The organism is Escherichia sp. MOD1-EC5990, assembly GCF_002965285.1.
Lineage (GTDB): Bacteria > Pseudomonadota > Gammaproteobacteria > Enterobacterales > Enterobacteriaceae > Escherichia > Escherichia coli_F.
Map to the genome: position 1 here is coordinate 1 of NZ_PTRV01000088.1, position 358 is coordinate 358.

Below are 358 nucleotides of genomic sequence, written 5' to 3' on the forward strand. Positions count from 1 at the left end.
TGCATCCGTAGCTCAGCTGGATAGAGTACTCGGCTACGAACCGAGCGGTCGGAGGTTCGAATCCTCCCGGATGCACCATATTCTACGAAATCTTCAGCGATGAAGGTGTCGAAGAGGTGGCGGTACTAACCGCAAGCACTAGGGAGGATAACGTTGCTTTAGCAACGGCCAGAAGGGCGAGCCGCAAGGCGAGTAATCCTCCCGGATGCACCATCTCTTACTTGATATGGCTTTAGTAGCGATATCAATATCAGCAGTAAAATAAATTTCCCGATGCATCCGTAGCTCAGCTGGATAGAGTACTCGGCTACGAACCGAGCGGTCGGAGGTTCGAATCCTCCCGGATGCACCATATTCT

2 tRNA genes are annotated in these 358 nt (G+C 52.0%); both read left to right on the forward strand.

Annotation, left to right across the window (positions count from 1 at the left end):
* The first annotated feature begins 1 nt into the window (after position 1).
* Positions 2–78: transfer RNA gene (locus BEB42_RS26010), tRNA-Arg, on the forward strand.
* Between the two features lie 197 nt (positions 79–275).
* Positions 276–352: transfer RNA gene (locus BEB42_RS26015), tRNA-Arg, on the forward strand.
* Positions 353–358 lie beyond the last annotated feature (6 nt).